Origin of the sequence: Alkalimonas amylolytica (assembly GCF_900107845.1) — a bacterium.
GTDB lineage: Bacteria > Pseudomonadota > Gammaproteobacteria > Enterobacterales > Alteromonadaceae > Alkalimonas > Alkalimonas amylolytica.
The window spans coordinates 1-24844 of record NZ_FNRM01000008.1; the positions used below are offsets into that span (position 1 = coordinate 1).

At 51.6% G+C, this 24844-nt stretch carries 21 protein-coding genes, 2 tRNA genes and 1 other RNA gene; 8 read left to right on the forward strand and 16 right to left on the reverse strand.

Annotated features, from left to right (window positions below; all coding sequences use genetic code 11):
• Positions 1-14: 14 nt before the first annotated feature.
• The 10 genes from BLW37_RS14530 to BLW37_RS14575 form a co-directional block, all read right to left on the reverse strand.
• Positions 15-386 (reverse strand): hypothetical protein, encoded by a 372-nt coding sequence (locus BLW37_RS14530; protein WP_139243731.1) that lies wholly within the window; start codon positions 384-386, stop codon positions 15-17.
• 146 nt (positions 387-532) lie between these two features.
• Complete coding sequence (locus BLW37_RS14535) at positions 533-1696, reverse strand: serine hydrolase domain-containing protein (protein WP_245785754.1); 1164 nt, start codon at positions 1694-1696, stop codon at positions 533-535.
• A 140-nt stretch (positions 1697-1836) separates the two neighbouring features.
• Positions 1837-2226: a GFA family protein gene (locus tag BLW37_RS14540; protein ID WP_091344149.1), complete on the reverse strand. Its 390-nt coding sequence runs from the start codon at positions 2224-2226 to the stop codon at positions 1837-1839.
• Positions 2227-2594: 368 nt separating this feature from the next.
• Positions 2595-5489: an aminomethyl-transferring glycine dehydrogenase gene (gcvP, locus tag BLW37_RS14545; RefSeq protein WP_091344151.1), complete on the reverse strand. Its 2895-nt coding sequence runs from the start codon at positions 5487-5489 to the stop codon at positions 2595-2597.
• 96 nt (positions 5490-5585) lie between these two features.
• Complete coding sequence (gcvH, locus tag BLW37_RS14550; protein ID WP_091344153.1) at positions 5586-5975, reverse strand: glycine cleavage system protein GcvH; 390 nt, start codon at positions 5973-5975, stop codon at positions 5586-5588.
• A gap of 124 nt (positions 5976-6099) precedes the next feature.
• A complete protein-coding gene (gene gcvT / locus BLW37_RS14555; RefSeq protein ID WP_091344154.1) occupies positions 6100-7194 on the reverse strand; it encodes a glycine cleavage system aminomethyltransferase GcvT in 1095 nt (364 codons plus the stop codon).
• Positions 7195-7345: 151 nt separating this feature from the next.
• On the reverse strand, positions 7346-8590 hold the full coding sequence (locus BLW37_RS14560) for an FAD-dependent monooxygenase (protein WP_091344157.1): 1245 nt from the start codon (positions 8588-8590) through the stop codon (positions 7346-7348).
• Positions 8577-9842 (reverse strand): 2-octaprenyl-6-methoxyphenyl hydroxylase, encoded by a 1266-nt coding sequence (ubiH, locus tag BLW37_RS14565; protein WP_091344159.1) that lies wholly within the window; start codon positions 9840-9842, stop codon positions 8577-8579. The genes BLW37_RS14560 and ubiH overlap by 14 nt, the downstream gene beginning before the upstream one ends.
• Complete coding sequence (gene pepP / locus BLW37_RS14570) at positions 9826-11178, reverse strand: Xaa-Pro aminopeptidase (protein ID WP_091344161.1); 1353 nt, start codon at positions 11176-11178, stop codon at positions 9826-9828. The genes ubiH and pepP overlap by 17 nt, the downstream gene beginning before the upstream one ends.
• A 32-nt stretch (positions 11179-11210) precedes the next feature.
• On the reverse strand, positions 11211-11792 hold the full coding sequence (locus BLW37_RS14575) for a UPF0149 family protein (protein WP_091344163.1): 582 nt from the start codon (positions 11790-11792) through the stop codon (positions 11211-11213).
• A gap of 158 nt (positions 11793-11950) precedes the next feature.
• Between BLW37_RS14575 and ssrS the strand changes: the two genes are divergently transcribed.
• The 4 genes from ssrS (at position 11951) to serA (ending at position 14784) form a co-directional block, all read left to right on the forward strand.
• Positions 11951-12133, forward strand: a non-coding RNA gene (gene ssrS / locus BLW37_RS14580) — 6S RNA.
• A 38-nt stretch (positions 12134-12171) separates the two neighbouring features.
• Positions 12172-12762: a 5-formyltetrahydrofolate cyclo-ligase gene (locus tag BLW37_RS14585; protein WP_091344166.1), complete on the forward strand. Its 591-nt coding sequence runs from the start codon at positions 12172-12174 to the stop codon at positions 12760-12762.
• Positions 12763-12846: 84 nt separating this feature from the next.
• Positions 12847-13500: a ribose-5-phosphate isomerase RpiA gene (gene rpiA / locus BLW37_RS14590; RefSeq protein ID WP_091344168.1), complete on the forward strand. Its 654-nt coding sequence runs from the start codon at positions 12847-12849 to the stop codon at positions 13498-13500.
• Between the two features lie 57 nt (positions 13501-13557).
• Positions 13558-14784 carry a phosphoglycerate dehydrogenase gene (gene serA / locus BLW37_RS14595; RefSeq protein ID WP_091344170.1) on the forward strand — a complete coding sequence of 409 codons (1227 nt, stop codon included), beginning with the start codon at positions 13558-13560 and terminating at the stop codon, positions 14782-14784.
• Between the two features lie 66 nt (positions 14785-14850).
• On the opposite strand, the gene BLW37_RS14600 is transcribed toward serA, so the two are convergent.
• A complete protein-coding gene (locus BLW37_RS14600; protein ID WP_171907638.1) occupies positions 14851-15630 on the reverse strand; it encodes a DUF481 domain-containing protein in 780 nt (259 codons plus the stop codon).
• Between the two features lie 169 nt (positions 15631-15799).
• The gene (gene gltX, locus BLW37_RS14605; RefSeq protein WP_091344173.1) at positions 15800-17212 is read right to left on the reverse strand and encodes a glutamate--tRNA ligase; all 1413 of its coding nucleotides are present in this window, start codon (positions 17210-17212) and stop codon (positions 15800-15802) included.
• 200 nt (positions 17213-17412) lie between these two features.
• On the opposite strand from gltX, the gene BLW37_RS14610 reads away from it, so the two are divergent.
• The 4 genes from BLW37_RS14610 (at position 17413) to BLW37_RS14625 (ending at position 19954) form a co-directional block, all read left to right on the forward strand.
• Positions 17413-17488 (forward strand) — tRNA-Val (locus tag BLW37_RS14610).
• 30 nt (positions 17489-17518) lie between these two features.
• Positions 17519-17594 (forward strand) — tRNA-Val (locus tag BLW37_RS14615).
• Between the two features lie 221 nt (positions 17595-17815).
• Positions 17816-18190 carry a hypothetical protein gene (locus tag BLW37_RS14620; protein ID WP_091344174.1) on the forward strand — a complete coding sequence of 125 codons (375 nt, stop codon included), beginning with the start codon at positions 17816-17818 and terminating at the stop codon, positions 18188-18190.
• 132 nt (positions 18191-18322) lie between these two features.
• Positions 18323-19954: a response regulator gene (locus tag BLW37_RS14625; RefSeq protein ID WP_342744216.1), complete on the forward strand. Its 1632-nt coding sequence runs from the start codon at positions 18323-18325 to the stop codon at positions 19952-19954.
• Positions 19955-19976: 22 nt separating this feature from the next.
• Here BLW37_RS14625 and BLW37_RS14630 read toward each other — a convergent pair whose 3' ends face one another.
• The 4 genes from BLW37_RS14630 to ligA all read right to left on the reverse strand — a co-directional run bounded on the left by BLW37_RS14630 (position 19977) and on the right by ligA (position 24792).
• Entirely contained in the window at positions 19977-21872 is a 1896-nt protein-coding gene (locus BLW37_RS14630; RefSeq protein WP_091344176.1) for a sensor domain-containing phosphodiesterase, read from the reverse strand.
• Positions 21873-21947: 75 nt separating this feature from the next.
• Positions 21948-22427, reverse strand: a complete 480-nt coding sequence (locus BLW37_RS14635) for a DUF2919 family protein (RefSeq protein WP_091344177.1) — start codon at positions 22425-22427, stop codon at positions 21948-21950.
• Entirely contained in the window at positions 22427-22759 is a 333-nt protein-coding gene (locus BLW37_RS14640; RefSeq protein WP_091344178.1) for a DUF3392 domain-containing protein, read from the reverse strand. The genes BLW37_RS14635 and BLW37_RS14640 overlap by 1 nt, the downstream gene beginning before the upstream one ends.
• Positions 22759-24792 carry an NAD-dependent DNA ligase LigA gene (gene ligA / locus BLW37_RS14645; RefSeq protein ID WP_091344179.1) on the reverse strand — a complete coding sequence of 678 codons (2034 nt, stop codon included), beginning with the start codon at positions 24790-24792 and terminating at the stop codon, positions 22759-22761. Before ligA ends, BLW37_RS14640 begins: the two co-directional genes overlap by 1 nt.
• Between the last annotated feature and the right edge of the window lie 52 nt (positions 24793-24844).

Consider the following 24844-nt stretch of genomic DNA (forward strand, 5'->3'; position numbering starts at 1 on the left):
AATTAAGCAACTTGTTAGGTGTCTTCACTGTTAGCATAAAAATACACCCCTACAGAAATCCAGATGACTAAACATGTTATAAACAAGCCTGGCTCTTGAGACCAGTATATCATTCCAGTCCGACCAGGAAGAGCACCGAAATATATAACTGCGATAATAGATATTGACCAAGTTATCAAAACAAATATCCGCGATTGTCTTATATCGATTTCTTTTTGTTTGAGTTGATGAATTTCGTAATCACTGAGATATGGTGACTTTTTAGCATCTAATCGAGCAATCATCTTTTCCAACTGCACTTTATCTTTTACGCTTAAAGTACTGTCTGAAATGAGAATACTCTTCATTTCATCAACAGAGCTTCGTTCAAAACGACTGAAAATCACAGTATCTACCTAACGCCCCGCGCATGCGCGCGAACTTGTGAGCGTCGCAGGGGCCGTAGGCCCCGAATGGCGCGGTTTGTTATGCTCTCTTTGCATGGTTAAAAACTGACCCCGGATGGCTAAAAGTTTAAAATCACCCAGTTTTGTCATTGGATATACTCTTTACGAACAACATTTGATAATTTAGGCATCAAACTTTGCTGCAAGGGAGTATTAGTCACATACAGAAAGACCACACCATCATCAACATAATTATAAATATCCATGTCAAAGAAAGGGTTGCCGCCTCCATGATTGATTATTCTTCGTGTACCAGCCTGATTCGCCCTAACCATCCAGCCATATCCATAAAATATACCCGACGTTACCTCAACATACGGCGAATACAGCTTATCTTTTGAAGCCTCAGATAAAATCGAGTTGTTTGCAAGAGCCAAGTACCACAGATGGAGATCATTGAGAGTGGAAAGTAAGCCACCATTGCCATGCAGAGACCACCAAGGTCCATCTTCTGCCCAAGATTGTTCAAGAGGCGTTCCCCACCGGTCGCTTCTTCCAAGAACAGAACCGACACCAGCCAGCAATCGATGATGACGATAACGAGAGTCGCTTTGGTAACCAACAATTAAGTCTTGCTCACTCCATGAAGGAATTCGATAGCCTGTATTGTTCATACCCGCAGGTAAAAATAGATGTTCATGCAAAAAAGCTTCATAGCTTTTATTGCTAGCTTTCTCAATAACAAGAGCAAGTAAGCTGTAACCAATGTTCGAGTAATTAAAGGTTTCACCAGGCCTTGAAAGAAGTCTCGAGTTAAGTGCATGCTGCTCCAGCTGTTGACGGGTTGCTGGTGTGTAGTCGCCTTTGTAGTTTGCTTTGAGGCCTGCAGTATGGGTTAAAAGTTGATGCAGTGTAATACCTTGTTTTTCGGTAGGTACATTATCAAAGAATTGCTCAAGCGTATCATGTACTGACAGAGCGCCTTGCTCTTCGAGCTTTAGAATTGCTGCTGCTGTAAACTGTTTCGTCATAGATAAGATATCGACAACAGTATCAGCAGTAAAAGGTCGTTTAGCTTCCTTGTCGGCATAGCCAAGGCCTTGCTCAAACAGCTTCGTTTGTCCTTGAGCTACAAGAACCATACCCGAAAAACCAGATGCTACAGCCTCTTGATACCATTCAATGAAAGGCTGGCGAGTGTCAGCGTTGGAGAGTGCACTAGCAGTCAGACAATCACTTTCGCGCTCATCCGGCTTGCTGTCGGCTATTGAACACGATGCGACTAGTGTTAGTGATAGCAGACCGATCACGATTCTCAATGCTTACTCCTTTTGCATAACGCCCGCATAACGGGCAATAACACGTAGGCTAAAATTGGAGCGAAGCGACTGAGCCTATGTGTTATTGTCCCAGCGAGCTTGCGAGCGAGTTAATGCGATTGTTATACCGCCTATACCACACCTTGCTCAAAATTGGGTAATGTAGCCAATTGATTAACCCATTGAAGTTGAGACTCACAATAAATATTGATTGCTGGTTTAAGATCCGGAGCCTTGTCTATTGAGCCCAAATATAAAATCTTTAGGCCAGCAAGCTTAGGATTTTGATTGTATATCGGCGTACCACAATGCTCACAGAAACTTTTAGAAGCGTTTTCTGACACTTGCACAGTTTTCAATGAGCCACTTTTTAAAATAAAACCTTCACTCGGAACAACTGCATATGTTGAAAATGCACTTCCATTCATTTTGCGGCAAAGATTACAGTGACAATTAACAATAGCTCTGATTTCATCCGATGAACTAAATTGAACACTCTTACAGTTACAAGTTCCTTCCATGAAATATCCTTTAAGATGAACACGCGGTATAACAGCTTAATAGTTTGGAAAATCCCTTCTTTCACACGCGGGATTTTCCCTTCTATCTTTTTTTATAAAGCCAATCTAGTCAACTACTCCATTTGAATCAACAACTTTTTAACTGGAACGCAATTTTTCACTGGTGAAAGCGTGTTTAAAGCTCGCGATTTACTTGATTACAATTATTTTACCAATAACTGTTTATATATACATATATAGATATTCCGAGGTTAGTTAAATACCTTCACCTTTTCAATTACATTGCTGAATTTATAATTACCGGACAAAACAAAAACCCCAGCACAGTGGCTGGGGTTTCGTGTTTATAGCTTTGCTTACAAACCAGACTAACGATAAGCCTCCGGGCTAGGACAGGCGCAGATCAAGTTACGGTCGCCGTAGACGTCGTCGATACGGGTCACGGTTGGCCAGAACTTGTTCTCGGCGACAAAAGCGGCCGGGAAGGCGGCGACCTGGCGGTCGTAGGCGCGGTTCCAATCGCTGCTGAAGATGTCCTGCATGCTGTGCGGGGCAAAGTGCAGCGGGTTGTTGTCCAGCGCCCACTCGCCGGATTCTACCTTGGCGATTTCCGCGCGGATGGTGGTCATGGCTTCGATGAACTTATCCAGCTCGGCTTTGCTTTCCGATTCGGTTGGCTCAATCATCAGGGTACCAGCCACCGGGAAGCTCATGGTCGGTGAGTGGTAACCAAAGTCCATCAGACGCTTGGCGATGTCCATCTCGGTGACGCCACTGGCTTCTTTGAGCGGACGAATATCAATGATGCACTCGTGCGCTACCCGGCCGTTGGCACCGCGGTACAGTACCGGGAAGTGTGGATCCAGCTTCTTCGCCATGTAGTTGGCGCTCAGGATGGCGATTTCAGTGGCCTGCTTTAAGCCTTCGCTGCCCATCATGGCAATGTACATCCAGCTGATTGGCAGGATGCCAGCGCTGCCGTATGGCGCGGCCGAAACGGCACCATTGTGCTCACCGGTACCGGCAATTTTGATCACCGGGTGGTTCGGTAAAAATGGTGCCAGATGGCTTTTTACACCAATCGGCCCCATGCCAGGGCCGCCACCACCGTGTGGAATGCAGAAGGTTTTGTGCAGGTTCAGGTGCGACACATCGGAGCCAATAAAGCCTGGTGAGGTTAAACCCACCTGAGCGTTCATATTGGCACCATCCATGTAGACCTGGCCACCGTGCGCGTGCACGATGTCGCACAGTTCACGGATGCTGGCTTCAAACACACCATGGGTCGACGGGTAGGTCACCATAATGGCCGCCAGCCGATCCGACACTTCCTCGGCCTTGGCTTTTAAGTCGGCCATATCGATGTTACCGGACTTGTCGCAATCCACCAGCACCACATCAAAACTTGCCATAGCCGCGGTGGCCGGGTTGGTGCCGTGGGCGGATACCGGGATCAGACAGACATTACGGTGGCCTTCGCCACGGCTTTCGTGGTACTTGCGAATGGCAATCATGCCAGCGTACTCCCCCTGAGCACCGGAGTTCGGCTGCATGGAGATGTTGTCGTAGCCGGTGATATTGACCAGCCAATCCCCCAGTTCGGTGATCATCTGGCTGTAACCCTGCGCCTGATCCAGTGGGCAGAATGGATGCAAAGCACCAAACTCCGGCCAGGTCACCGGGATCATCTCGGCGGTGGCGTTTAGTTTCATGGTGCAAGAGCCCAGCGAAATCATCGAGTGATTCAGCGCTAAGTCTTTGTTTTCCAGCTTTTTGATGTAACGCAGCATCTCGGTTTCTGAGTGGTACTGGTTAAACACCGGGTGCTGCAAAATCGCATCGTGGCGCAGCAGACTGGCCGGGATAGAAGTAGAGCCGTTTTTCACCAACTCAGCATCCAGCGCGTCGATGTTCAGCCCGTGATCATCGCCCAGCACAATGGCAAACAGCTCTGCGATATCAGCTGCCGTGGTCAGCTCGTGGAAGCTGACCGACAGGCTATCGCTCAGGTCAGTGCGCAGGTTCACTTCTTTGGCCAGCGCGCGGGCAATGACAGCGGCACGGTCGGCCACTTTAAAGCTGATGGTATCGAACCAGTGGTTGTGCAGCAGCTCGACGCCTTTGGCTTTTAAGCCAGCGGCAAAAATATCGGCAGAGCGGTGAATGCGCTCGGCGATGGTCTTCAGGCCTTGTGGGCCATGGTAGACGGCGTAGAAGGACGCCATATTGGCCAGCAGCACCTGAGCGGTGCAGATGTTGGAGTTGGCTTTTTCACGGCGGATATGCTGCTCACGGGTTTGCATCGCCATGCGCAGGGCATTGTTATCAAGCCGGTCTTTCGACACACCGATAATACGACCTGGCATCGAGCGCTTGTAGGCATCGCGGGTGGCAAAGAAAGCGGCATGCGGGCCGCCGTACCCCATAGGCACACCAAAACGCTGCGCCGAACCCAGCACCACATCGGCACCCAGCTGACCAGGAGATTTCATTAACACCAGTGCCATAATGTCGGTGGCGACCGCAACGATGGCCTTATTGGCCTGTAAATCTGCAATCAGGGCGCTGTCGTCGCGCACTTCGCCGCTGCTGCTAGGGTATTGCAGCAAGGCACCGAACACATCGTGCTTGGCAGCGTCGCTGGCCGGGCCTGTGACGATGTCAAAGCCGAACATCTCGGCACGGGTTTTCACCACGTCCAGTGTTTGCGGGTGCACATCGTTGGCGATAAAGTAGCTGTTGGATTTTTTGTTTTTTGACACCCGCTTGGCCAGCGCCATGGCTTCGGCAGCAGCGGTGGCTTCGTCCAGCAAGGACGCACTGGCCAGCTCCAGGCCGGTTAAATCCAGCGTCAGGTGCTGGAAGTTCAGCAGGGCTTCTAAGCGGCCCTGGGCGATTTCCGGTTGATACGGCGTGTAGGCGGTATACCAGCCCGGGTTTTCCAGCACATTACGCAGGATCACGTTTGGCGTCAGCGTTGGGTGATAGCCCATGCCAATGTAGGACTTGAACATTTTGTTCTTTGCAGCAACAGACTTCAGGTAAGCAAGGGCTTCGGCCTCGCTGCGGCTGTCACCAATCGCCAGCGGTGCTGGTAAACGGATATCGGCCGGAATGGTTTGCGCGATCAGCTCTTCCACCGAGCCGACATTCAGCTCGGCCAGCATGGCGGCAGTTTCATTGGCATCCGGGCCAATATGGCGTTGAATGAATTCCTGGTGATTCGCAAGTTGCGACAGCGTTTTAGCAGCAGGGTTGCTCATGCTTGATGTGTCCTATAAATACTATGGCGAAAAAAATGTACGGCGTATAAAGGTAAGCCCCGATAAATACGGGGCTTAAGCAGTTCCGGATGACAATTAATCTTCGTCGATAACGTTCTGGTAGCCTTCGGCGTCCAATAGCTCGTCCAGCTCAGCCAGATCCGAAGCCTTAATTTTAAACATCCAGCCATCGTGGTAAGGGCTGGCGTTTACTTGCTCCGGCGCATCGGCCAGTGATTCGTTCACTTCAACAACTTCACCGGACAGCGGTGCATAAATATCCGAAGCCGCTTTGACCGACTCAGCTACCGCGCAGTCGTCGCCCTGAGAAACGGTATCACCGACTTCCGGCAGCTCCACAAACACCATATCACCCAGCAGCTCCTGTGCATGTTCGGAAATGCCAACGCTGTAGATACCGTCGCCTTCGTGACGCACCCACTCATGCGAAGAAGCGTACTTTAATTCTGTAGGGATAGAGCTCATGTTTTATTCCTTACCTGACGTTGTTCTTTTAGTCGTTTGTCCGTGTGCACAGACGGTTTCAGTGTTATTGTGATACAGCAGGTGGCCCACTGTACAGCTTTTGTACAGCCGACCACTTGTTAGTTTAGATAAGTTTTTTGCCCATGCGAACAAAAGCCGGTTTTATCACCTTCACCGGCACCAGCTTGCCACGGATATCCACTTCCGCGCTGTCGCCAACACTGGCCGGTACCCGCGCCATGGCAATGCTAAAACCTAAGGTCGGTGAAAAAGTACCGGAGGTAATGATGCCTTCACCGCCGGCGACCACCACACGCTGACCATGACGCAGCACGCCTTTTTGTTCCATCACCAGGCCGACCAGTTTGTCGGTACCAGTAGCTTTTTGTTGCTCCAGCGCGGCGCGGCCAATAAAGTTGCGATCAGCCGGCTCAAAAGCAATGGTCCAGCCCATATTGGCAGCCAGTGGCGATACGGTTTCGTCCATATCCTGCCCATACAAATTCATGCCCGCTTCGAGGCGCAAAGTATCACGGGCACCCAGTCCCGCAGGCTTCACACCGGCATCCAGCAGTTTTTGCCAAAAATCAGCCGCTTTGGCTTCCGGCATGGCAATTTCGTAACCATCCTCACCGGTGTAGCCGGTAGTCGCGATAAATAAATCACCGCTTTGCACACCAAAGAAAGGCTTCATGCCTGCCACAGCGGCCTGTTGGTCCGCATCCAGTAAGGTGGCTACTTTGGCTTTGGCATTCGGGCCCTGCACGGCAATCAGCGCCAGCTCCGGCCGCTCGGTCACGGTCACGTCAAAAGCAGGCGCATGCTGATTCAGCCAGGCTAAGTCTTTTTCACGGGTGGCGGAGTTCACCACGATCCGGAAGTAATCTTCTTGCAGGAAATAAACAATCAGGTCGTCAATCACACCACCGGCTTCGTTCAGCATGGCGGTATAGAGCGCTTTGCCAGGCACTGTCAGCTTGGCTACATCATTGGCCAGCAAAAAGCGCAGGAAGTCACGGGTGCGGGCGCCGGTTACATCGACGATGGTCATATGCGATACGTCGAACATGCCAGCATCCTGGCGCACGGCATGGTGCTCTTCAATCTGGGAGCCGTAGTTGATTGGCATATGCCAGCCAAAAAAGTCCACCATCTTGGCACCGGCTTCCAGGTGTTTGGCGTGTAACACGGTTTGTTGTGATGCTGGTTGTTGTGACATTCGATGCTCCCTGTGCTTGGTATCGCAGCGGCGGTATTAAGGCGGCAAAGCAACCACTTATGCAGCCAGACCGACTAAGAATGCACCGATTATAGCGGATGCAGCCGGGTGCCAACAGCCCCTTTTTAATTAGATTTTATAATGCAACCACTCAAAGCGCCCTGCTCTGGTCGACGGCACCGCTGGCCGGGCGTAAGCCTGGCCGGACGCATTTGGGCAGATCACCTTGATTCCCAAGGGCTAGCGCCATCATGCGTTGCTTCAGACCGCCATGTTGATCCAGCAGCTTCATGCCAACAGAACGCAGTAATTTCGGTAACATAGCACCACCGCTAAAGCCACGTTTAAAGGCTTCCATCGCCAGGATCAGGCTCTGCGCCTCGGATTTACGCCAGCGCTGATAACGGGCCAGCATGCGCGGGCAATCGGGTTCCAGCTGCTGTTGCAGCTGCTCTGAGATTAGTTCTGCTAATGCAGCAACATCCATCAGTCCCAGGTTCATGCCCTGCCCGGCCAGCGGATGAATGCTGTGCGCCGCATCGGCCACCAACACCACCCGCCCCTGCACCCACTGATTGGCGTAGCGCATGCGCAGCGGGATCAGCTGCCGATCGCCGGCAAGCTTGAGTGGCCCCAGCACCGACTGGCTGGCAGCCGTCACCGCCTTAGCAAAGTCCACGGCTGGCAGTGCCTGCAGCGCTTCAGACCGCGCGGGCGGTACACTCCAGACAATGGACACCTGGTGACTGTCCGGCAATGGCAATAAAGCCAAAGGGCCATCCGGCCAGAACACCTGACGGGCGGTAGCCTGATGCGCTTGCTGGCAATGCAAGGTCGTGACCAGAGCATGATGCTGGTAATCCCAGTGGGTGAGTGGCAACTGCAGCTGTTCACGCACATAGGAATTGGCGCCATCAGCCGCAACCAATAAGCGGCTTAGCAGCAGCTCGCCAGTATCAAGTTGCAAGGCGACATTCTGCTCGCCTTGACTGATGCGCTGAATGCCAGCGTTAAAATGGCAGTGTACATTGGGCGCTTGTTGTAAGGCTTGATACAGCTGCTGGCGAATTTGCTCGTTATCGCAGATCCAGCCAAGGGCCGGTAATTGCTGCTCCGGCGCAGAAAAACCAATGCGGCCAAAACTGTCGGCTTGCCACACCTCCATCTGCTGGTAAGCGGCCAGCTGCTCCGACAGCCCGGGCCAGATCCCCAGTTGCGCAAACAGCCGCTGCGATGCCAGGTTCAGCGCGCTGACCCGTTTAAACTCAGCTTTTGCAGGCTCTGGAGCCGGCCCCTTTTCCACCAGTTGAATGGTCAGCTTCAGTGGAGCCAGCAGCAGCGCCAGCGTCAACCCCGCACTGCCAGCGCCAACGATGGTGATATCACAATGCTGCATGGTTTGAGAACTCCTTAAGCTGAGCCTGCAGGCGCTGCATGGCGCTGTAGCCCATGGCCTGATGGGCCAGCGGTTGTTTTAATTCATCGCACAACAGCATGCCAAGCAAGCCCAGATTGCGGCCCAGTGCTACCAGCCGTGAACGGTTGGAAAACAGCCGCACCAGCCCATCGGTCAGGGTCATCACCTGCTGCATATCGGCCTCGCGGGCCAGCTGGTATTGCCGCAACATGGTGTAATCGCCAATGGCTTTTGGCATCTGCTGCACCAGCTGCACCAAAGCAGCAATATCGCGCAATGCCAGATTAAAGCCCTGACCGGCAATGGGATGCAGACTGTGCAGACTATTGCCAAGCAGTGCAATGCGATGACGCACCGGGCTATCGGTGCGCCGCAGCGTTAACGGATAGCTGGCACGGGCGCCGGTTTTGACAAAAGCACCGGCCCGGTAACCAAAAGCCTGCTGGGCGGCGGCGGTGAATTCGCTATCGCCCAGCTGCATCAACCTTGCAGCCTGCTCCGGGCTGGTAGTCCAGACTAGCGAGTAGCGCTTGCCAGGCAGTGGCAGCAGTGCAATAGGACCATCGGCGGTAAAGCGCTCATACGCGCGCTCTTGATGCGGCTCGGCCAGCGCCAGATTGGCAATGACCGCGGTTTGTTCATAGTGCTCGCTAGCCAGGGCAAAGCCTGCCAGTTGTCGGGTGGGCGACAGGCCGCCTTCGCACACGACCAAAAGCGCAGCAGACAGCTGTTTGCCGCTGGCCAGTTGCAACTGTACTTGATCCTGCTGTTGCTGCAGGGCCGCAATGTGATCCGGCTGCAGCATCAGCAATTGTTCTTGCGGCACATTTTGCAAACGCTGCTGCAGCAACTGGCCCAGGTGTTCGACTTCGAGCACAGCGCCAAACTCGTTCAGGCCAAACTGTTCGGCTGTGAGGTAACATTTACCGAAATGGCCGCGATCCGACACATGAATATGGCGAATAGGACAGGCCTTGGCAGCCAGTTCCGGCCACAGCTGCCAGGCTTGCAATTGCTGCACACTGGCCGCAGCCAGCGCAATGCTGCGACTATCGAAACTGACCGGGCGCTCTACCGCCCCCTGCTGCTCAATCACGGCAAGTCGCAGCGTCGGCCTGGCCCGCAACAAGGCCCAGGCGAGTGTCAGGCCGGCCATGCCGCCACCGGCGATGGCAATATCGACTTCAGACACCGCCCCCTCAGACACAGCAATTTCAGTCAAACTGACCATCCTCTTTTCCTTTACCCGCAGCCATCAGAGCTTCAATCTCGGCGATGGTTTTAGGAACTGCAGCGGTCAGATTGCGATGGCCCTCTGCAGTCACCAACACATCGTCTTCAATACGAATACCGATGCCCCACCATTTGGGATCAGTATCACTGCCTTTGGGAATATAAAGACCGGGCTCTACCGTCAGCACCATACCAGGCTCAAAGGGTCGGTTTTTCGCACCTGGCTCTGGCAGGCTGCCTTTGGGCTGATAAGCACCGACATCGTGCACATCCAGCCCCAGCCAGTGGCCCAGACTGTGGATCATCCAGGGTTTGGCTGCTTCGGCTTCGATTAAGGCGCTCAGCTCCCCGTGCAGGATACCCAACTGATGCAAACCTTCGGTCAGCACCCGGTAACAGGCCTGGGTGGCAAGCGCAAAGCTGCTGCCGGGTTTGATTTCAGCCAGCGCCGCCAACTGTGCATCCAGCACCAGCTGATAAAGCGCAGCCTGCTCCTTGCTAAAGCGGCCATTGACCGGAAAGGTCCTGGTGATATCGGCTGCATAGCCCATTAGCTCGCAGCCAGCGTCTATCAGCACCAAATCGCCATCGCGAAGCTCAGCGTTATTTTCGGTGTAATGCAAAATACAGGCATTCTCGCCCCCGCCGACAATAGCATTGTATGCTTGATGACGAGCACCCAGCATGGCGCAGTGGTACTGAATGCAGGCTTCTAGCTGGTATTCCTGCATGCCGGGCTGACACAGCTGCATAGCGGCCTTGTGCGCGCCAGCGCTCATGCTGGCGGCCTGCTGCATCAAGCTGATTTCATGTTCATCTTTAAACAGGCGCAACTCGCTCAATAGCGGCCGTAAATCGCACTGTTGTTGTGGCGCCAGCTCACTTTGACGTGGTGTAGTGCGGATCTGCTGTTGGCAGGCGTTCAGCAAGCGTATCAGTGCTTCATCGTCGCCAAAACAAAACCACAGCTGTTGCTTGCCTTTGAGCGCAGCAAGCAACAGGGTTTGTTGCTCGCTGACAGAAGCTGCTGCTATGCCAAACTGCTGCTCTGCTTGCTCGGGGCCAAAGCGCCGGCCCTGCCAGACTTCTTTCTCGGCATCTTTATCGCGGCACACTAACAGCTCGCTGCAGTGCCCGGCCGCATCTTTGGTTAAAATCAGCAATGCTTCCGGCTCTGGAAAGCCGGTCAAGTACCAAAAGTCACTGTTGCTGCGAAAGGGGTAATCGGTATCGCGGCTGCGGATCTGCTCATGGCCGGCGGCAATCACCGCGACCGAGGAGGCAGCTAACTCAGCCAGCAACCGCTGGCGACGCTCAGCCTGGGGCCTGTTCATGGTTCTTCCTTAGTGCCGGTTTAAGTGCCGACTCAGTGCAGGGTCTTCTTCGGCGCCGCACCTTGCTGGTACTTCAGGCCGACTTCGTGAAAGCAATTCAGCGCCAGAATGCGGATGTGCTCCAGCACCAGGTAATAGGACTCTTCATTTTCCTGCTCGGAAAAATCGCTGCTGCTATGCACGTCCAGCCGGGTAATTTCGGTCAGTTGATTCACCGCTTCGCGGATATCGTCCGGCACCAGCGATAAATCGGTTTGCAACACCGCAAAGCCAACCAAAAACGCCTGACACCACTCTACCACCGCTTCAAGCCGCTCGATCAGGCTGTCGTCATCGCTTGGCAACAACAAGGCAAAGGCGTAATCGCTGTGCTGCAATTGCTCGGCTGTTTTTTCAATCAGCTCGACAATTTGCTTTTGCACCGCTACCGGCACGGCCTGACTGTCGTTTAGAAAATCGTACAATACCGGCAGAATTTGCTTTTGCTCGGCCTGCACTCCGGCCGACAACAAACCACTGATCAATCCATGCAGCTCGGCCGGAGAGGCCATCAGCTGCGATTCTTCCATCCGGAGCAGCCACTGCTCGTACGGCATAATATAAGGGGTTGGCATGATGGGATCACCTGACTAATGCTTTACTCTATCCTACCATTGCAGCAGGATAAGGCCAAGAACAGCCAGAGGAGAAAGCAGACCAGATTGAAACAGACTGCGCAGTATTTCGACGGGCAGCCCTTTCGTTGTCACCAGTGCCGGTGCTATACTGGATGTGTTCTCTGAGCTGTTAGTGATTGGATCGACGTCCCTGAGCCGATATTCAGATTGCCTAGGGATTCACCTTGTCGCTTTTGTGCAGGCCCGGCTTGTACCGGGAAGCCTACGGTGGCATCAGACTCCCGCCTTGAACCCAGGGTTCAAGGGCTACCATCCGACACGGCAGCTTCGGAGAACATAGACCCAAATAACCTTCGCAATACCAGGGAAGCCAAGGGTGCCAAGCCGTCACGAACTCCGCCAACTGATCCGCCAACGCCGGAACCAACTCAGCATCGAGCAACAACAGCAAGCCGCTCAACAGCTGGCAGACCGCTTTAGTCACTTGCCTTTTTTACCTGACTGCCAGCACATCGCCCTGTATTTAAGCAACGATGGCGAGCTGGATACCTGGCCACTGATCCATGCCTTGTGGCAGCTTGGCAAACAACTCTATCTGCCGCTGCTGCACCCTTTTACGCCCGGTCACCTTATTTTCCAACACTTTCAGGCCAATACGCCGATGCGCGTCAATCGCTTTGGTATTCCGGAACCGGACTGGAGTTGCCCGGATCTACGACCCGTGCCGCAACTGGATTTGATTTGCACTCCCTTGGTGGCCTTTGATACCGATGGCAATCGCCTGGGCATGGGTGGTGGCTTTTATGACCGTACTTTAGCGCACTACCCGGCCCGAAGCAGCGATGGTCAGCCCAAACTGATTGGTCTGGCCCACAGCTGCCAGCAGGTCGATGCCCTGCCGATTGAACCCTGGGATGTGCCCTTGCCGGCCATTTGCACCCCGGATGCAACTTTTCTGCAAGAATAGGCTGGATTCTGCTGTTGTCTGACGCTGACTTGGTTATAATAGCGGCTTATTTTATCCATCTGTACGGCTAATCAAGGTTTTCTTATGCTTGATGATATGAAACGCAAAGCAGCCTGGGCGGCGCTTGAATTTATCCCTCGCCATACGGTGGTCGGTGTTGGTACCGGCTCGACCGTCAATCATTTTATTGATGCTTTAGCGACCATCAAGGATGAGATCGAAGGGGCTGTTTCCAGCTCCGAGCAATCGACTGCCAAACTGAAAGCCTTAGGGATCCCGGTACTGGATCTGAACAGCATCGACCGCTTTTCGGTCTATGTGGATGGTGCTGATGAAATCAACCCGGATAAGCATATGATCAAAGGCGGCGGCGCTGCCCTAACCCGCGAGAAGATTGTTGCAGCGGTAGCCGAAACCTTTATCTGCATTGTAGACCAGAGCAAGCAGGTGCCGGTACTTGGCCGATTTCCGCTACCGGTCGAAGTGATCCCGATGGCCAGCAGTTATGTTGCCCGTGAGCTGACGAAGCTGGGGGGACGCGCCGAATTGCGTGCGGGCGTTACCACCGACAATGGCAATGTGATTCTGGATGTGCATGATCTGGAAATTCATCATCCGATTCAGTTGGAAGCACAAATCAACAACATCGTAGGGGTGGTCACCAATGGGATTTTTGCCATTCGGGCCGCTGATAAAGTATTGGTTGGCACCCCTGATGGTACCAAGCTGATTAAATAACAAAACAAAAGAGCCACGGGTCTGCGTCCACAGCCACTTTGCAACAAGAGATCAATCATGGAAAAATTTTCGCTGGCAAAAGACAAAATTAAGATTTTATTGCTGGAAGGCCTGCACCAAAGTGCGGTGCAAAGTTTTAAAAATCAGGGCTACAGTAATATTGAGTACCTGAAAACCTCCTTACCCGAAGACGAGCTGATTGAAAAAATCCGCGACGTTCACTTTATTGGCATTCGCTCCCGAACCCAGCTCACCGAAAACGTGTTGGCAGCCGCCGAAAAACTGGCAGCCATTGGCTGTTTCTGTATTGGAACAAATCAGGTGGATTTAAACGCCGCGCTTGAGCGTGGTATACCAGTATTTAACGCGCCTTTCTCCAATACGCGCTCAGTCGCCGAGTTGGTACTGGGTGAAATCATTATGCTGCTACGCGGTATTCCTGGCCGCAATGCTGCAGCCCATCGTGGTGAGTGGCAAAAAACCGCCAACAATTCCTATGAAGCCCGCGGTAAAACCCTTGGCATCATTGGCTATGGCCACATTGGAACTCAGCTGAGCATTATGGCCGAGCATCTGGGTATGCGGGTACAGTTTTACGATATTGAAGACAAACTGGTGCTGGGCAATGCTACTCAGGTGGACTTTTCCACCCTACTGAAAACCTCGGATGTCATCAGTTTGCATGTGCCGGAAACACCGCAAACCAAAAACATGATTGGCGAAGCAGAACTGGATTTAATGAAGCAAGGTGCCATTCTGATCAATGCCTCACGCGGCACTGTGGTCGATATTGCGGCTTTGGCTCAGGCACTGGAGAGTAAAAAACTAAATGGTGCGGCCATTGATGTGTTCCCAGTAGAGCCCAAAAGCAACAGCGAAGAGTTTGTTTCACCACTGCGGGCTTTTGACAATGTGCTGCTCACCCCGCACATTGGCGGTTCAACCCAGGAAGCTCAGGAAAATATCGGCTATGAAGTTGCTGGCAAGCTGGTGAAGTACAGTGACAATGGCTCTACCTTGTCGGCAGTCAATTTCCCGGAGGTATCGCTGCCAGAACATACCGGTCGTCATCGTTTGCTGCATATCCACAAAAACCAGCCTGGCATGCTGACCAAGATCAACGAAAGCTTTGCCCGTCATCAGATCAACATTGCCGGTCAGTACCTGCAAACCAGCGCAGATATCGGTTATGTGGTGATTGATATTGACTCAGCCGATTACGAGCTGGCTCTGGCTGAATTAAAAGCCATCCCCGGTACTTTGCGGGCGCGGGTGTTGCATTGAGAATTGTGCTAGCTGACGAGTGACGAGCTTCGATACTGAAACCGGCTGCAAACAGCCGGTTTTTTATTAGAATGAATACACTACCGAGGCCGAGGTTTCGGTATCGGTTTTAAAGCGCCCCACATCCGGCTTGGAATCGTATTTGACGATAAAGTTAAAGCGCATCGACAACCGACCATTTAATTGTGCTGTCAGACTGCTACGGCTGAGTACACTGGAGCTTTCACCATCCAGCGACAGCACTGTTTCAAGCCCCTGCCGAAAACGGGTGCCTTGATAGACTTTGTATTCCAGATTGGCCGCAGCAAACCAAATCAAACCGCCTTCACTGTCACCATTTTGCCGGCGCTGATAGCCAATACCAGGGCCTGTTTCTAAATCCAGGTAACTTGGGCTTTGATCAAAGATCCGGTTGGCGTAACCAAGCGCCACAGAGGCTTGTTCGCGAAAGGCACCAAAGCGATCGTTCAAATAGGCCGCACGACCAAAGCCACTTTGGTTGCTAGCAGCAAATTTGTAGTTGCTTTGACCGGTTAAACCAATACGCTGACCAGAGGTAATACGAGTGTAAGCATCCTCATTGGCATTGCGAACCTTGCTGGTACGGGTTAAACCCTGTATCTGATAACGATTACGAAAATAGGGGATCTCGTGCACCAGCTCGCTGTTCAACCGAACAGAGGTGGCTTTGGTATTACCGCTGCTGTAAAGCAACCCCAACTCAACATCACCTCCGAGTTTTGGTTGCAACAATGCCTGTTCGGCTTGTGAAAGTTCAGTTGCAGCCTGCACACTCAAGCAAACCGTGCTTAAGGTACACACCACTACCAAGGCAATATTACGCACTGCTATCACCTGAAATCCTTGTCTCGTAAAAAATGAAGTATTGTAAAGCTTTTCAAACAGCACGCCAACATAAGGGTTCACTGATTTGGTAACAAACCGATGAAGAGCCCATTTTGCTAGGTAAGATGCAACTAGGCCAGTATGCAGAGCACATACCAGCCCACGCATATCAGGCTTGCTCTGCCCGCTCAGCAATAAACGCCAGTGCCATATCAAGACGGCTTAAAGCCCGCTCGCGGCCAACCAGTGCCAGAGTCAACTCCAGCGACGGCGAGTTACCCGCGCCACTGACCGCCACCCGAATAGGCATGCCAACTTTACCCATGCCAAGTTCCAACTCTTCGGCCGTTGCTTGGATGGCCTGATGAATGGCTTCGGCCGTCCAATCGGCTAAAGTGCTCAGCTTCTGCTGTACCCGTTGCAAGGCCTCAGCTGCAACCGGTCGCAAATGCTTTTTGGCCGAAGCTTCATCAAAGGCAGTGAAATCTTCGTAGAAATAACGGCTCACCTGCACCAGCTCTTTTAGAGTTTTTACCCTATCGGCTTGCACCTTAATAACTTCAGTAATAGCTGGTCCTTTGCTGGTATCAAGTTGCTGATCCTGCAGGTGCCATTCCAGCTCTGCTGCAACCCTTTCAACTGGCAGGGTTTTGATGTAATGCTGGTTTAACCAAATCAGCTTTTCAGTATTAAATGCCGAAGGTGCCCGATTGCAGTTTTTCAGATCAAACAACTCTACCAGCTCGGTTTTGCTAAAAATTTCCTGATCACCATGCGACCAGCCAAGACGCACCAGGTAATTGAGTAAGGCTTCAGGTAAAAAACCGTTGTCGCGGTATTGCATCACGCCCACAGCACCATGACGCTTGGATAAACGTTTGCCATCGTCGCCCAGAATCATTGGGACATGAGCATAGTGTGGGATTTGCGCGCCAAGGGCAGCCAGAATATTCATCTGCCTTGGTGTATTGTTGACATGGTCATCACCACGGATCACATGGGTGATGCCCATTTTCCAATCATCCACCACCACCGTCAGGTTATAGGTAGGCGAACCATCTGTACGGGCAATAATTAAATCATCCAACTCTTTGTTGGCAATTTCGATGCGGCCTTTGATCAGGTCATCAATGACCACAGTGCCATCCTGCGGATTTTTAAACCGGATGACGTAAGGTTTATCGGTCGGATGATCGGTACGGTCACGCCACATGCCGTTGTAACGTGGTTTTTCGCCCGCAGCCATCTGAGCTTCACGCATCTGGTCCAGCTCTTCAATAGTGCAAAAACACTTGTAGGCTTTACCAGCATCCAACAACTGCTGGATCACTTCTTTGTACAAATCAAAACGCTTGGTCTGGTAGTAAGGTCCATCGTCCCAATCCAGCCCCAACCAATCCATGCCCTGCAAAATGGCATCGACCGACGCCTGAGTAGAACGCTCCAGATCGGTATCTTCAATGCGCAGAATAAACTTGCCACCCATTTTTTTGCTGTATAACCAGCTGTACAACGCAGTTCGAGCTCCACCAACATGCAAATAACCGGTAGGGCTTGGAGCAAAACGGGTAACGATCGACATAAGGCATTCCTGTAAGCAATATCAAATGGCGTTATTGTAGCAAGTTTTGCTGCTAACAGCGCAGCCATTTTGCCGCACAGCCACAGCCAATTGTGCTTTATGACAACAAAGTGACGCTTTTTACAGCAACTGCTTCGTAATTCAAAATTTCCTGTTGACACTCAATCACCGAACTCTATAATGAGCGCCATTGATGCAGCGGATGATTAGCTCAGCTGGGAGAGCACCGCCCTTACAAGGCGGGGGTCACTGGTTCGAACCCAGTATCATCCACCATCATCAATTGTTCGATTACTTTCTCCGAGTGGATGATTAGCTCAGCTGGGAGAGCACCGCCCTTACAAGGCGGGGGTCACTGGTTCGAACCCAGTATCATCCACCATCGTCACTGCCTTTCTTAATGCCATCCTGCTTATTGCTGTAACTTTTCATTTGTATCACCAGGTCTGCTGTTAGGCTGCCGCACATTCATCTTATCTGAATTAGTCATCGATGACATGAAAGAAACTAACTCTCATTGATAATTTTTTATCATTTTACAAACAATAAAATATACATTTAGATCACCTTGACTTAATGACAAGTCAATAAATGGAGGTCTGAATGAAACATCTAGTTATGCTATCCATAATTTTACTTGCGTATGTGGGTATAAGCGCCAACGTATATGCGCAACAAAGCTACGCTTCACCTGAGCTGGTTTTCCAGTACGGTCGTCTGAGCCAGCGCGTTCAGCAGCATCTGGCATTTGACCACTATCAATTACAGTACTGCCAGTCGCACGAGCTCCCTGAACCAGAGCCTGAAGCTGGCCCTGTATACCTCTCCCACTACATGCATTGCAGTTACCAAACCATTCCTCAGCCTTATCAGCTGCAAACCGACTATGCGCACCTGGTTATTGAAGTGCATAAAGACAGAACCCTACCAGCCTTTCATGAAGGAAGGGTCTGGGTAAGTTACTCAACGGCTTATTAGTAGGTAATCCATTGCCCGGTGCGTATCTTTTCATGTGCTAACCGGGCAGCTTTCACTTCATTTGCCTGCCAGAATCTTGCTATAGTAGTTCTATATTCTATTACAGTGCCGGGATGTAAAGAACCGATGGACATGAACGTCACTCATGATGTGCAAATCCTGATCATCGATGAACAATCGCTGGCGCAAAGCTATCTGAAGTTTGCTCTGGAAAAGCTGGGCTACCAACAAATTAATGTCGCTGATCGGGCGCAGGATGCCATTCAGCTGTGCAAAACACGTCAATACGATTTGATCATCTGTGCTCACAATCTGCAAAAAGGCAAAGATGGCTTTCAACTTTACGAAGAACTAAAAGCCCGCGGCTTACACAAACTGAGTACCGGTTTTATTTTTATCAGTGCCGATACTGATCCTTCCCTCGTGTACAGCGTCATCGAACTGCAGCCGGATGAATTCCTGGCCAAGCCTTTTGTCATCGGTGATTTGGAAGTGCGGATTGAGCGGGTTCTAAAACGCAAGCAACGGCTGAAGCCTGTTTATCAATTGCTGGATAATGGTCAGCCAGACCGAGCACTGGAAGTGGTCAATACGGAGTTGGCCAAATCAGCGAATAGCGCCTTTTATCCATTACTGCTGAAACTAAAAGGCGACTTGCTGTTGCAACTCAAGCAACACGACGCCGCTGAACAATTCTTTAATGCGATGCTGGATATACAACCTTTTCCCTGGGCGCGCATTGGACTAGCACGGACCCTGCTGTTGCTGAACAAAGACTCTCAGGCATTAAGCCTACTGCAACAACTGACCCGACGGCCGGAAACCCGACTGGAAGCACTGGACTGCATAGCAGAACTGGAGTTTCGTCAACAGCAGTTTGATGATGCTCAACAACACCTGGGGCAAGCGGCCAGCCTGGCGCCGCGCAACCTTCTGCGCCAGCAAAAGCTATTGCAGCTCTCCCGCATCAACCATGATTACGAAACACAATATCAGGCGGCTCAAAGCATGGTGAAGTTTTCCCGCCATTCGATGCATGAGCAACCCGATCTTTACCTGAATATGGCAAGGGCCGGTATTGATTTTGCTTTGACGCTGGAACAGGATGATGAACAAAGCCTCCGTTTAAACCGCCAAATCAATCAGTGCTTAAGCACCATAAGGCAGCAGTTTTCAGATAATCGCAAAGACTTCCAGCAAGAAGTTATTCAAGCCAGGCTATTGTATTTAAAAGATAATAAAGAAAAGGCCCAACAGCTGCTGAAAGATTTGCAAGAAAAAGCGCCGGACGACGACTCCATTGAAGATGCGCTGGACCGGGCCAAAGCACTGCATGAGGTTGGTCTGAGCGATCCGGCCAACAAACTATTCCGCCAAATCAGTCTGCGCTGCCAGCGGGAAGGGGCTGATCCCATGTTTAGTACCTATTTACAGCAAGAACAACAAGAACGTGCCAGTATGCCTTTTGGTGCTAGAGAGCTGAACAACAATGCTGTGCACCTGTATCAGCATGGTAATTGGCAGGAAGCTTTTAAAGCTTTTGAACTGGCACTTAGAGTGATGCCAAAAAGTGCCGCTATTGCACTGAACTTACTGCAGACTATCTTATCCGCACCAAGACGTCCAAGTATTGATGACAGCCGTCAGGAAACTCTCATCCTTCGCTGTCTGGATATTATTGAGCAAGGCAAACTGAACCCCGATCAGTTAAAACGCTATCAGAAACTAAAAGAGAAACACCCGGATCGTTTTGGTGCGCCTTAACCAATCCGGCACAAGCTTCCTATCAGCTACCGTTTTTTTGCCTTGCTATCTGTAAATCAAATAGCTTTGCCAAGGTTTCTGGTTCAAACGATTCAATAGCATCCGAGCTTAATGGCTTACTAAACAAAAAGCCTTGAAATGATTCGCAGCCAAGCGCTCTTAACTGTGCTAATTCCGCCTGAGTTTCTACCCCTTCGGCCACTACCTCCAGTTCTAGGCTGGCTGCCAATGCAAGGATAGCCTTGGTAATGGCTTTATTTTGAGGATTGGTGTCAAGATTGCGAATAAACTGCTGGTCTATCTTCAACTGACTCAGTGGAAATCGATGCAAATAGCTGAGTGATGAATAGCCGGTGCCGAAGTCATCCAAGGAAAACGTCACGCCCAAAGTTTGCAGCTTTCCCATTTTAGTGCGGATGTTTTCGACATCATCAATCAGCATGCCTTCGGTCAGCTCCAGCTTTAATCGCTCTGGGCTGACACCAGTATCCAACAGACACTGAATCATTTTTTCGACAAAATTATCCTGCGCAAACTGCAAAGCACTGATGTTGACCGAGCAACTAAGATGCCGTAGATGCTTGATTTTTTGCCATCGAACCAGTTGGGTACATGCCTGCTTGATCACCCAATCACCGATGGGAACAATCAAGCCACTTTGCTCAGCAAAAGGTATAAAGATCCCCGGTGAAATAAATCCTTGCTGCGGATGATGCCAGCGGATTAGAGCTTCTACCCCACACAGTTTTTTTTGTCGGATAATAGGCTGATATACCAGATGAAATTGTTGCTGCCGGGTTGCCTGATGAAGATCCTGCGCCAGCTGCCCCCGCTGTTCTGCCAGGATTTGCATCCTGGTATCAAAAAACTCCACACTATTACGACCGGCGGCTTTGGCACGATACATCGCCATTTCAACTTGCTTTAATAGTTCATCGACTGGGGTTTTATCGCCATGAAACAAGCTAATACCCACACTGACCGAGGCCTGATAACGATGTTCATTCAAAGGGATCGGGCAGTTGATGCTGCTCAGTAACTGATCGGCCAGTTTTCGCGCATGCATGGCGGCATCTTGGCTAGTGCTGCCAAGATCGCTTAGCACCACAGCAAACTCATCACCACCGGTTCGCGCCATCACATCACTGTCGCGTAGTTTATGCCGGATGATCTGAGCCACCATCTGCAGGTACTGATCGCCTTGCTGGTGGCCCTGACTTTCATTCAGGCTTTTAAAGTTATCCAAATCGACTAATAACAGCGCACCAAAGCGACCCGAACGGGCTGAGTTTGCCAATGCCTGCTGGAGCAGCTCAAGCAGTAGCCGACGGTTTGGTAAGGATGTCAGTTCATCATAAAACGCCAGGCGTTCTGCCTTGGTTTCAACGGCTTGACGTATTAGACCACCGGCGATATTACCGGCAATAAGCTCAAGAGCGGCAATGGTTTCATCCCACCACACGTTATCAGTACGTACAATGTCGAGACCAAACATACCCAGCAAGTTGCCACTGCTTATGAGCGGCAGCATGATGACCGACCGGATATGCTGCAATTCTAACAACAAACGCTCGGCACTTTGTGCTGGCAGGCTACTGACATCACTTATGGCTATCGTCGTGCCCTCTTTTAAAGGCTGCATCCAGCTGGCAAGCAGTTCGGTATCCAGCTGCTGCAACTGTGCTTTTTGACTAGAGACACCTATAGCGCACCATTCGTGGGTGTTTTTCGCAAACTGATAGTCAGGGCTGAATGAAAATAAGTAACTGCGGTCTGCTTCAAAAAATTCGCCGATCCCGCTAAGCGCCTGCTCAATCGCATCATCTAAATAAGCAGTACTGGCACCGGTCAAGCTGGAGGAAAGCCTGGAGACCAGTTGAAATAACGCTTTATTTGAAGAGGTTACTGCAACGCTCACTCATAAACAACTTTTTAAACAAGGGTCTATAAGTTTAGCTGCTGCTTACTAAGGATGCAAAACCAGTCAGGATAATTATTTTTTTGCAGGTGCAGGCTCAGGCCATTCGCTGAAAATGACCGGTACCCGGCGACTTCGCAGCAGCCAGAGACTTCCAATCACCAATAAAGACGGTGCCAGCAGCAGCCAGGGCTGCTCCACAGCCACATAAGGCGGCAAGGCGCGGATGGTCAGGATTAAATCGGGGATCAGAGTAGCCAACAGCAGCCACTTGCCATACCGCCAGATACGAAACCAGCCGGCATGGCCTTTCGGCCGACGCTGTGTTAAAGCCACACAAAGCAATAAAGTAGGTAAGGCCAATAAACAGGCCAACCAAAATTGCTGTTGATCCGGATAAAAGAAAGCCAGCATTTCGCCTTTTTGCTCTGGAATGGTCAACGCCAGGATCCAGCTTAGGATTGGTCGCAGCAACAACAGCAACAATAGATACAACCGCAGCGGCAAAGCAACCAGACCATCATCATCCAAGGGCCAGAGCAAGGGCTGTTTCATCAGGCTTGCCGCCGGCGCTGGGCTAAAATACCAAGCAAGGTAAAGATACCAAGTGTGGCCCATGGCAACCAAATAGTACTTAAACCGGCCAGCTGCGATGCTACCAGTGGCGTAACAAAAAGCGTAAAGGCACCATAGCCAAAGGCACACACCAAAACAAAAATTAGCGTACGCCAGAAAAAGTGCATACCGGCCACCTGGCGGCGAATAAACCGGTTGATATCGTCACCAAAGACCACCAGACTGGTCGCCACCATCGCCAGCGCAATATCCCGCACATAAGGCCGAAACAAAGCGCCCCATTGCAGTAAAACTTCATGCAACCAATCCATCAATCGACTCCGTACTTGGTAAATAAGGCCTGCATGGTGGCTTCGTCCCAGATGGCTACCCCCAGCTCCTCGGCCTTACTCAGCTTGGAGCCGGCATTTTCTCCGGCAATGACGGCATAGGTTTTCTTCGACACCGAGCCAGATACCTTGGCTCCCAGGCGCTGCAACCGTGCCTTAGCGTCATCCCGCCCCATACTGCTGAGTGTACCGGTCAACACCAGGGTTTGTCCGACCAAAGGCTGCTCACTGACGGCTTGCCGTTGAATGGCAGGCCAGTGCACACCAGCAACCAACAGCGCATCAATGACTTGCTGGTTGTGTGGCTCTTGAAAAAATGCTGCCAGATGCTGCGCTACCACAGCACCAACATCCGAGACCGTTTGCAAGGCCGTTTCATCTGCTTGCATTATGGCTTCAAGATCGCCAAAGTGCTGCGCCAGGTTTAAAGCGGTTGCTTCGCCCACCTCACGAATACCGAGCGCATAAATAAAACGCGGCAAAGTGGTGGTTTTAGCAGCTTCGATGGCTTGCAGCAACTTAGTGGCCGATTTTTCTGCCATCCGCTCCAGCCCCAGCAGGGCCGGTAAATCCAGCTTGAAGATATCGGCCGGGGTTTGCACCAGCTGCTGATCGACCAACTGTTCAATCAACTTATCGCCCAGGCCATCAATATCGAGCGCTTTACGAGCCACAAAATGCTTCAGTGCTTCTTTGCGCTGAGCAGCACAATAAAGGCCGCCGGTACAACGCGCCACGGCTTCGCCTGCTACCCGCTCAATATGAGACTGACACACCGGGCACTCGGTTGGAAACACGATTGGCTGACTGTCGGCCGGGCGACGCTCTGCCAACACCGAGACAATTTGCGGAATGACATCGCCGGCCCTACGCACCGTGACGGTATCGCCAATCCGCACGCCCAGACGGTTGATTTCATCCTGATTGTGCAAGGTGGCATTGCTTACGGTGACCCCTCCCACCAGTACCGGAGCCAAACGCGCCACCGGCGTAATGGCACCGGTTCGGCCGACCTGGAACTCGACATCCAGTAAAGTCGTTAATTGCTCCTGGGCAGGAAACTTAAAAGCAATGGCCCAGCGCGGTGCACGGGCCACAAAACCGAGCGCCAGTTGCTGCGCCAGGCTGTCGACTTTCACCACCACGCCATCAATTTCGTACGGCAAGCTGGCACGGCGTTCAGCAATGCGCTGATAATAGGCCAGGACTTCGGCCGGCCCTTGCACCGCTGCAATTTCCGGGCAGACCGGAAACCCCCAGTCTTTTACCTGTTGCAACCGCTGATAGTGACTGCTGCTATTTAGTTGCCCGGCGCTGTCTTGCACCTCGCCCAGGCCATAGGCATAAAACATCAAAGGCCTGCTGGCAGTAATGGCCGGATCCAATTGCCTCAAACTACCGGCAGCAGCGTTGCGTGGGTTAGCGAACACCTTATCACCACGCAAACGAGCTGCCTCGTTCATGCGTTCAAAGCCGGCCAAAGGCATGAAGACTTCGCCCCGTACCTCCAGCACTTCGGGCCAGTCATTGCCCCGTAACTTGAGCGGCAGTGCCCGTATGGTTTTGACGTTGTTGGTAATATCTTCGCCGGTACTTCCATCGCCCCGGGTTGCCGCCTGTACCAACTTCCCCTGCTCATAACGAATACTAACAGCCAGACCATCCAGTTTAGGTTCACAACAGAAATGAAATTCACCACTGTAATCCAGTCGATCTGACATGCGCTTACAAAACGCCAGAAAGTCTTCGTCGGCAAAGGCATTATCAAGCGATAACATCGGCACCTGGTGCTGCACCTGGGCAAACTGGCCTAGCGGCTTTTCACCCACGCGCTGGGTGGGTGAGTCAGGCTGCACCCACTCAGGGTGCTGCTGCTCCCAGGCTTGTAGCTGGCGAAACAGCCGATCGTATTCGGCATCCGGCACGCTGGGGTGATCCAGCACATAGTATTCATAACTGTATTGACTCAACTGCTGCTGCAATTGCTCGACATCGGACTGCGTCGGGGTGGTCATGGCAGACTGCTCACTCAAAAAACAAACCAACAGCAGGCAGCCCGAGACTGCC

Excerpts from the sequence above, each read along its gene's own strand:
- BLW37_RS14540 (WP_091344149.1), bottom strand. The coding sequence starts at position 2,226 with ATGGAAGGAACTTGTAACTGTAAGAGTGTTCAATTTAGTTCATCGGAT.
- gcvP (WP_091344151.1), bottom strand. The coding sequence starts at position 5,489 with ATGAGCAACCCTGCTGCTAAAACGCTGTCGCAACTTGCGAATCACCAG.
- gcvH (WP_091344153.1), bottom strand. The coding sequence starts at position 5,975 with ATGAGCTCTATCCCTACAGAATTAAAGTACGCTTCTTCGCATGAGTGG.
- gcvT (WP_091344154.1), bottom strand. The coding sequence starts at position 7,194 with ATGTCACAACAACCAGCATCACAACAAACCGTGTTACACGCCAAACAC.
- BLW37_RS14560 (WP_091344157.1), bottom strand. The coding sequence starts at position 8,590 with ATGCAGCATTGTGATATCACCATCGTTGGCGCTGGCAGTGCGGGGTTG.
- ubiH (WP_091344159.1), bottom strand. The coding sequence starts at position 9,842 with ATGGTCAGTTTGACTGAAATTGCTGTGTCTGAGGGGGCGGTGTCTGAA.
- pepP (WP_091344161.1), bottom strand. The coding sequence starts at position 11,178 with ATGAACAGGCCCCAGGCTGAGCGTCGCCAGCGGTTGCTGGCTGAGTTA.
- BLW37_RS14575 (WP_091344163.1), bottom strand. The coding sequence starts at position 11,792 with ATGCCAACCCCTTATATTATGCCGTACGAGCAGTGGCTGCTCCGGATG.
- rpiA (WP_091344168.1), top strand. The coding sequence starts at position 12,847 with ATGCTTGATGATATGAAACGCAAAGCAGCCTGGGCGGCGCTTGAATTT.
- serA (WP_091344170.1), top strand. The coding sequence starts at position 13,558 with ATGGAAAAATTTTCGCTGGCAAAAGACAAAATTAAGATTTTATTGCTG.
- gltX (WP_091344173.1), bottom strand. The coding sequence starts at position 17,212 with ATGTCGATCGTTACCCGTTTTGCTCCAAGCCCTACCGGTTATTTGCAT.
- BLW37_RS14620 (WP_091344174.1), top strand. The coding sequence starts at position 17,816 with ATGAAACATCTAGTTATGCTATCCATAATTTTACTTGCGTATGTGGGT.
- BLW37_RS14625 (WP_342744216.1), top strand. The coding sequence starts at position 18,323 with ATGAACGTCACTCATGATGTGCAAATCCTGATCATCGATGAACAATCG.
- BLW37_RS14635 (WP_091344177.1), bottom strand. The coding sequence starts at position 22,427 with ATGAAACAGCCCTTGCTCTGGCCCTTGGATGATGATGGTCTGGTTGCT.
- BLW37_RS14640 (WP_091344178.1), bottom strand. The coding sequence starts at position 22,759 with ATGGATTGGTTGCATGAAGTTTTACTGCAATGGGGCGCTTTGTTTCGG.
- ligA (WP_091344179.1), bottom strand. The coding sequence starts at position 24,792 with ATGACCACCCCGACGCAGTCCGATGTCGAGCAATTGCAGCAGCAGTTG.